Origin of the sequence: Bacteroides sp., from assembly GCA_036351255.1 — a bacterium.
Taxonomy (GTDB): domain Bacteria; phylum Bacteroidota; class Bacteroidia; order Bacteroidales; family UBA7960; genus UBA7960.
In genome coordinates, this window is the sequence record JAZBOS010000010.1 from 90,085 (window position 1) to 98,386 (window position 8,302).

Below are 8,302 nucleotides of genomic sequence, written 5' to 3' on the forward strand. Positions count from 1 at the left end.
CCCAAATAATTCGCTTGAAAGTCACCTAAAAACCAAAACCAATGAAAAGATTAACGATCATTTTTTTGATGCTGAGCTTTTTCAGCGCAGGGGCCACCAGCTGGAGGCTGAACAACAACCCCAACGTAAATGCTGATTTTTCGACCTTCCAGGCCGCCCACGATGCGGCTGCGGCCGGTGACACCATTTACGTGGAGGGCAATGGCAATGAATCCCATTATGGCAACATTACCATTTCCAAAAAGCTGATCATCATCGGGCCGGGTTATTTCCTTAACGAGAACGATTCCACTTATGCAAATCCAATCTTTGCCAGATTCCTGAGCATTTATATCCAGCCAACCGCAGTGGGAACAGAAATTTACGGTTTATATGTTTATACCCCCGACGGCAACACCAACAATCTCAGAATCAGGGCTTCAGATGTTGTCATCTCCAGGAATTCCTTCTATTTAAATGGTTACAACAACATCCTTATAGATGCAAATGTTGAAAATGTTTCAATCACCCAGAATTACACTTACGAAATTAAAACTTCATCCAATTCAATTGTTGCCAATAATATCCTCATTTCCAACAATTATGTTAACAACTCCATTAACTTAAATAACCTGTCAAGCGCTATCATCTCCAACAATGTGATCAGGGCTTATATATCCAATGTTTTTTATTCACAAATCAAGAACAATATTTTATACCAGGAGCACGGTGGAGATGTTCTCAGTGTTCAGAACACCGGCAATTACGTTGCCAATAATTTAGTGGCAGGAGGTTTGGTTTCAGGGGGGAACTATGGCCCGGGAAATTTTGGGAATGTGGATATGAGCACGGTTTTTGTCGGCTACCCCACCCAGGGAAGTTACAGTACTGACGGGTTGTGGCAATTAAAGGCTGATGGCCCTGCCATAGGTGCCGGTGAAGGCGGCATCGACTGCGGGATGTTTGGCGGGCCCCTGCCTTATGTGCTTTCAGGCTTGCCGGCCATCCCCCGCATTTATGAGGCCATAGTTCCCACGGCAGGCTCAACCTTCACAGGACTTCCGGTGATCATCAAGGCCAAATCGCAAAACTAAGCGATATGAAAAAGTTATCCTTCTTGTTGTTTTTCCTCTGGATGATCTGGTCTCCCCTCTGGGGCCAGCAGATCGTCCAGGCGGAGTATTTCGTTGGCGAGGACCCCGGCTATGGAAACGCCACCCCCATTTCTGTAACAGCAGGAACAGATACAGAAATGAATTTCAGCGTTCCCCTTGAAGACCTTGATTTTGGCATTCAAACCCTGTATGTCCGGGTGAAGGACAGCAATGGTCATTGGTCGCAGACCTTCCAGCGCGTCTTCCTGGTGCAGCGAATGCCCCTCGACCCCGATTTCCTGGTTTCAGCAATGGAATATTTCTTTGACGAAGACCCGGGCTTCGGGCAGGGCACGCCCATTGAAATCGAAGCTGGGCCTGATGTTACCGCGGCCATTGAAATACCGCTTGAAACCTTACCGGAGGGTTTGCACACGCTTTATGTCCGTACAAAGGACAATAAGGGCGGCTGGGGCTTGCAGTTCTACCGCACTTTTCTTGTGAAAATCCTTCCACAAGATCTGGAGTCCCAGGTGAATGATTTGGAGTATTTCTTTGATGAAGACCCGGGTCCTGGATTGGCTACGCCCATTGAAATACTTCCGGGTGAGGTGACATCCGTTGCGGTTGAATTGCCTTTGGATGAATTATCAAATGGGATACATACCCTGTATGTGCGCACCAAAGATGATAGGGGAGGCTGGGGCCTTGCATTTCACCGGAATTTTTTCATCCACTTGCTGCCCAATGATCAGGTGCACCAGGTGAATCATATGGAGTATTTCTTTGACGAGGACCCCGGCTTCGGTCTGGCCACCCCCATTGAAATGCAGCCTGGTGAAGTCATTTCCGTGGCGATAGAGCTACCCCTTGAGGACCTATCCACCGGGTTGCATACCCTGTATGTGCGCACCCGCGATGACAAGGGCAATTGGGGGCTTGCCTTTTCCAGAATTTTCATGAAGTTTTTCGCCCCGGCAGATGTTGCGCAGGTGGTCCGGATGGAATACTTCTTAAATAACGACCCCGGCCCGGGCAACGGAAATGAGGTTTTGCTGAACACCCCCCGCCCGGGCGTGATGAAATACTTCGTGGTGGAGCCTGAATTGCTTCAGCCTGGCACCAACACCTTGTATGTCAGGACCCTCGACACCCGCGGCCGCTGGGGTTTCGTACATTATGCCACTTTTGAGGCCCTTCAGGCCAATCCCTGTGATCCGCCCACTGACCTTACTGCCTCCGATGTGACGGAAACCGCCGCTACCCTTGGCTGGACCGAACAATCAGGAGGCACCTCCTGGGATTTGCTCTGGGTGCCCAATGGAATGGATTATACGGAAGACGGAACAGTAGGCACCGGCATTGAGGTCAACCCCAGTACGGTTGAAAATTTATTTCAGACCACCCTGTACGATTTTTATGTGCGCACAGCCTGCAGCGACGGACAAGTGAGTCCCTGGGCCGGGCCTGCCAGTTTTCACACCCTGCCCCTGGCCTATAACCAGCTCAGCCTGCTGGCCGATCCGCCGGAAGGGGGCACTCTTACCGGTGAAGGCTCGTATGCCTTTGGCGAAGCCGTTACGATTACCGCCACACCCAACACCAACTTTGTGTTTCAGCACTGGACAGGTGATACAGAATACCTGGATGACCCGGATGAAGCCACGGCAACCGTTACCATGCCTGCTGCTCCCCTGACTCTCACTGCCCATTTCCTTGATGTAACAGGCATCAGCGATATTACTGAACAAAGCCTGAGGGTATTTCCCAATCCCGCAAGAGACCAGCTTCATATTGAGTTTTACGCTTCGGGCAAGGAGGTCATCCTTGAGCTGATGAATATGCAGGGGCATCTTGTTGATCAACTCATCATCAATGAGTCGGGCAAGGTGAAAGCCAGCTTTACTATTGCTGACCTGCCTGAAGGGCTTTACTTACTGGTCATTCGCAGCGAGAAAGCATATGTGGCTCAAAAGGTGGTTGTCAGGCATTAGGGTGCAATAGCTTGATGGCAGCAGATCTGCGACACATCGCGGCTCTGCTGCCATACCAAATCTGCAAGATCACATCGTTTCCTGAATTTCATTGAATATTAAAACAAAAAATATTTAAAACATTTGTTTGAATTGCAGATATTTTCTATATATTTGAAAACGGGGAGCCATCCTTCCCAAATATTGATTTTTCATGGCTCCACTGGGTTTGCTTATTGAACATTTCATCAGGCCCCTATCCTATTGCCCGAAGGATTCCGACCAGGATGACCCAGGGGTTCCTCCCCCATCCCTTCTTTTCCAGGCATTTAGCCTGTTTCCTTCTTCTCGTTTTGTTGTGTTCATTTTAAAATCATTTGCGATGAGAAACATTTACGCGCTCTTTGGGGCATTGATTTTTTCAGGGGCCATAAGTTCAAACGCTCAGCAGGCAAATTCATGCCTCATAATTCCCGGCGAGGAGGAGGTTTCGGGATCGGGGGTCATCCAGGTTCAGCAAAGAAAAAGCTCTGATAAAAGTTTTGAGGTTATTTTCATTGTTGACATGACCAACGCCGTGGCCGAGGGCGGGGTGGTCTTTAACCCTGAGATCCACCAGGTGTACATTTCAGGTTCGTTCATCGGCTGGCCAATGCCCGGGTCTGACACCAATTACGAATTGCAGCCGGTGGCTCCCAAGCGGGATGAAGGAACAGATACCAGTGCAGGACATCCTGCAAAAAATCTGCTCTATTCCATTACTTTCGAGATTGAAGAGGGACTGTGGTATTACAAATACTTCCTGGTGCAGGATGATCCCACCTGGAATCTTGGAGAATGGGCGGGAGACCCCAACAGGGAGGTCCTCATTGCGGGCCCTGCAACAATTAACAATGTTTGGGGAAACCTTGTGAGTTTTGCAGGGGGTGATGGCTCTCCTGAAAATCCTTTTCAGGTGGCTACCCCTGAACATTTAAATTCTGTAAGGTATTTCCCCCTGGCTCACTACAAACAAATTGCCGACATTGATTTGGGTGTTTCCCCCTGGAATGAAGGGGGAGGCTGGATCTCTATCGGGAATGACTATGAGCCATTCAGGGGTTCATTCAATGGAAACGGCTTCACAATAAGCAATATGACAATCAACCAGCCTCAGAATTTATACCTGGGACTTTTTGGGTTCGTTGTTGAAGGTTTACTAATGAATGTTTCTATTGAAAGTGCCACTATTACAGGCCAAAGCTTTGGGGGTATTCTTTGTGGCTATACAATAGCCACTCAGATTATGAATTGCTCCACATCAGGAGAAATCAGCATAGAGACGAACTGGGCGGGAGGCTTAACAGGGGTGGCAAATCAAACTCAAATCTTCAATTCGTACTCCATTGCCAACATTCAGTCCAGTGGCTATTCAATAGGAGGTTTAACAGGAGCCATCGAAGAAAACTCGGTTATTTTTAATTGCTACGCTACCGGAAATGTTTCAGGGAGCAGTTTTGTGGGTGGTTTGGCAGGCTGGACAGGTAACTATTGCCAGGTAAATAACAGTTATTCAACAGGAATGGTAAGCGGTGTTTTCGACACTGGGGGCTTAATTGGCGGAGGATATGATTTGACCTCGAACAACAGCTACTGGAACATCGAAACCAGCAACCAAGCCATTTCATATGGAGGGACCCCAAAAAACACCGCTGAGCTGTTGCAGCAAAACACTTATACTGCCTGGGACTTCACGAATATCTGGAGTATTACCCCGGGAGAAACTTACGCTTACCTGCAGATTCAAAATGAGCCGGCATGGTTTAACTACCCACCTTCCTTTTTATCCCCTTCAAACTTCTCGGCCGTTCCATACGATCATGAAATCAAACTTACCTGGATTTCACCTTCGCTGGGCAACCCAAGCGCAATAAATCTTTACCGCAACGAGGAATTGTATCAGACCCTTGGCGTTGAGACAACGGTTTATCTCGATCAGGGCCTGGAGAATTTTTTATATTACTCCTATTCCCTTACGGCTCAGTATGGGGAAGATGAGAGTGACCCTACACTGGTAATTTCCACTTTCGCAAACCCCGGATTTAGCGCAGGCGATGGCTCCTATGACAACCCATTTCTGGTGGATTCCCCAGACGAACTTTATACTGTCAGGATTTACCCCTATAAAGTATTCATGCAAACTGCCGATATTGACCTGGGTGTTTCGGCCTGGAAAGATGGTGAAGGGTGGCTGCCCATTGGAGATAATGATCAAAGGGCGACTTTATACTACGATGGGAACGGCTTCAAAATCAGCAATCTGACCATCAATCGTCCCGAAAAAGACTTTATTGGCCTTTTTGGAGCTATCCAGGATACGAACCTATGGAATATAGCCCTTGAAAACGTCAATATTACGGGCAACAGCTACACCGGTGCGCTGACAGGGTTTTCGTCAAATTGCGATATTTATCAATGTTATTCAACAGGTCAGGTGCTTGGAGAAAATATTTTGGGCGGATTGGTTGGAACCGCCACCAACTATTCCTATCTAGAGAGTTCTTTTGCTGCTATGGACGTCATTCAGAATGAAGCCAGCAATCAACAAGCCGGGGGGCTGGTTGGCCGGCTTAACGAAAGTGAGGTGCTTTCTTGTTTTTCATCGGGCAATGTGTCTGGATCCGATTATTCTGGAGGCTTAATCGGGGGCGTTAACGCTTTCAGTTTCGTCTTTGGGAGCTATGCCACCGGAAATGTGGAAGGTAACAATTTTGTTGGCGGACTGGTGGGTAGCATACAAAATTCCACCTTTGCTCTGTGTTATTCCACCGGGGAGGTATCAGGCAATATTGCAGGGGGCTTGATAGGTGAATCCTTTGCGACTGACGGATACTACTCTTACTGGGACACCGAAACAAGTATGCAGAGCTCTTCTTATGGGGGCACCCCAAAAACTACAGCCGCTATGACCCAGGAGGCCACTTTCGAGAATTGGGATTTTGAGGACACCTGGGCCATTCAGGAGAACACCACCTATCCTTACCTGCAATGGCAACTGGGGCCTTGGGAGCATAATTATCCCGCCTCCCAAAGCGCAATTGAAGAACCTCCAGAAAACGCGCTCAGGGTTTTCCCCAATCCGGCCTGGGACAGGGTCTGGATTGAATTCGATTCACCAAACGGGACCCCCCTGCAAGTTCAACTGCTAAACCTTCAGGGGCAGATCGTTGATCAGCAAATCATTGAGGAACCGGGCAAGATCAGGATGACTTTTAATACCAATAAATTATCTGCAGGAATCTACCTCCTGGTCATCCGGGGAGAAACTCTAAACCTGGCAGAAAAACTTATCATTGAATGACCTGGCAGACAGGCTTGAAAAAAGGGGGTGACAATAATTTCAATTGCCACCCCCTTTTTTATCTGCCAGTTCAACTTTTTATTATTTTAGCAATAAATTAATTTCCCTTCTGACCATCCAAAAGGCAAAAACAATTAAAGGGCATGAAGAAACTGCTGCATCTCCTGCTGAATCCCTTCGTGCTGCCCATCCTGCCCACCATCATCCTCATCCTCTTCCTGCCCTTTAATTACGACCGGTATTTACTTGAGGTGGAGCAGACAAGGAAAATGGCTCAGGACACCTACGAATGGTATGATGACCTGACTATGGACGGAAATTCTGAAAGGATCTACATGAAGGATAATTTTTTTCATTCCTGGATTGCCATTTATGATCACAATGAAACCCTCTACAATCAATGGAACATTCTTGGAAGTATTGATTTTAGTCAAAAAAAAGTTTTAGCTATTTCGGGAGACTATGACCAATGCGGGAAGAAAGAACTGTTTTTATTTACCATAAAAAATGACAGCATTTTCCTTCACTCCATCCATGATCTCAACGATCCCTTACTGACTATTCAAGACCGTTTTATTACCGAAACAGGAGCCGGAATGGATAAACCAGACCCCTTCATTTTACCAGCAGAAATGAATGACCTCAACGGCGATGGCAAGAAAGAACTGATCTTTGGGTTGGGCAGTGGGTTTTCACGATTTCCCAGGAATGTTTTCGCGTATTATATTGATCAGGATTCACTGGTCCGTTCACCAGACTCGTATTACAACATTAACGGCATTTTACAAGCCGATATCACTGGAGACGGGAAAAAGGAGATTATGCTCTCAGGTCAGGCATCTGCCAATGTTTCCCCTTCACTGGCAAAATACCACGACTACAGCAACTGGATTATGGTGCTCGACCATAAGCTGGAGTTTTTGTTTGAACCTGTTGAAATACCAGGGAGCACCTATTTTCTATATTCAATGCTCTTTGAAGAAGAAAAGAGAGCGTTTAAGAGCCTTTTAATAGACAGACATAAGGATGGAAACGCAAAAATATATTCATTTACTCCAGGAGGAGAGGTATTAGAAATAAAAGATGTTGGAATGAAAGTGGGTTCTTTTTTTGTTTTACACGATCAAAAAGGAAAACCCATCATCATATTTTCAAACCCCCTGGAAGGAAGCTGGATTTATGATTATCCGACCAATGAGCTTAAGCAAATTTCTTCATCCCATATGGGTTTGGCAGGACAATATGATTTAGAAGGGGATGGAAAAAATGAAGCAATCACCCTAAGTTCTAACGACTTTAAAATCTTTGTTTTTCGTGAAGGGATGAAAAATCCAGCAGTTGCTGAGACACCCTGGAGTTCAGGAAACCCAAACCTGATATCAATTAAAGAATCTACCACTTCCCCACCCCAAATCAGTTATCAATTAGGGCAAGATTATTATTTATTCAATTACGGCCCTAACCCTGCTTATTATCTGAACTTTCTGTATTTCCTGCTAATCTATGCTGGGATGATTGGTTTTGCTGTGGCCACCCGGAAGGCACAGCAAAAGCAGTTTCAGCGCCGGCTTGACACCGAGAAGAAAATCACCGAGCTGCAGCTCAGCCTGGTAAAGAACCAGCTGGATCCGCATTTCACGATTAATGCGATGAATGCCATCCTCTACCTGGTCAGCCATAACGAGAACGAGAAGGCCCATGAAAATATCAAGCGCTTTTCGCGGCTCTACCGTTCATTGTTGCTTTCGGCTGATGCCCCTCTGCGCAGCCTCAGGGAAGAGCTGGATTTCTGCCGCGATTACCTGGAGCTGGAAAAGGCGCGTTTCGGGGATGCCTTCAGCTTTTCCATCGAGTTGGCCGAGGGGGTGGATATGGAGCAGCAGATCCCCAAAATGATCATCCAGACCCATGCAGAA

4 protein-coding genes are annotated in these 8,302 nt (G+C 47.0%); all 4 read left to right on the plus strand.

Annotation, left to right across the window (positions count from 1 at the left end; genetic code table 11):
- Positions 1 to 41: 41 nt before the first annotated feature.
- Positions 42 to 1,073, plus strand: coding sequence for a hypothetical protein (locus V2I46_00655; protein ID MEE4175995.1), 1,032 nt, complete (start codon positions 42 to 44; stop codon positions 1,071 to 1,073).
- Positions 1,074 to 1,078: 5 nt separating this feature from the next.
- Positions 1,079 to 3,067, plus strand: coding sequence for a T9SS type A sorting domain-containing protein (locus tag V2I46_00660; GenBank protein ID MEE4175996.1), 1,989 nt, complete (start codon positions 1,079 to 1,081; stop codon positions 3,065 to 3,067).
- Between the two features lie 361 nt (positions 3,068 to 3,428).
- The gene (locus tag V2I46_00665) at positions 3,429 to 6,386 is read left to right on the plus strand and encodes a T9SS type A sorting domain-containing protein (GenBank protein ID MEE4175997.1); all 2,958 of its coding nucleotides are present in this window, start codon (positions 3,429 to 3,431) and stop codon (positions 6,384 to 6,386) included.
- A 143-nt stretch (positions 6,387 to 6,529) separates the two neighbouring features.
- Positions 6,530 to 8,302 (plus strand): histidine kinase (locus tag V2I46_00670; GenBank protein MEE4175998.1); only part of this gene is annotated, 1,773 nt, incomplete at its 3' end.

Excerpts from the sequence above, each read along its gene's own strand:
- V2I46_00655 (MEE4175995.1), top strand. The coding sequence starts at position 42 with ATGAAAAGATTAACGATCATTTTTTTGATGCTGAGCTTTTTCAGCGCA.
- V2I46_00660 (MEE4175996.1), top strand. The coding sequence starts at position 1,079 with ATGAAAAAGTTATCCTTCTTGTTGTTTTTCCTCTGGATGATCTGGTCT.
- V2I46_00665 (MEE4175997.1), top strand. The coding sequence starts at position 3,429 with ATGAGAAACATTTACGCGCTCTTTGGGGCATTGATTTTTTCAGGGGCC.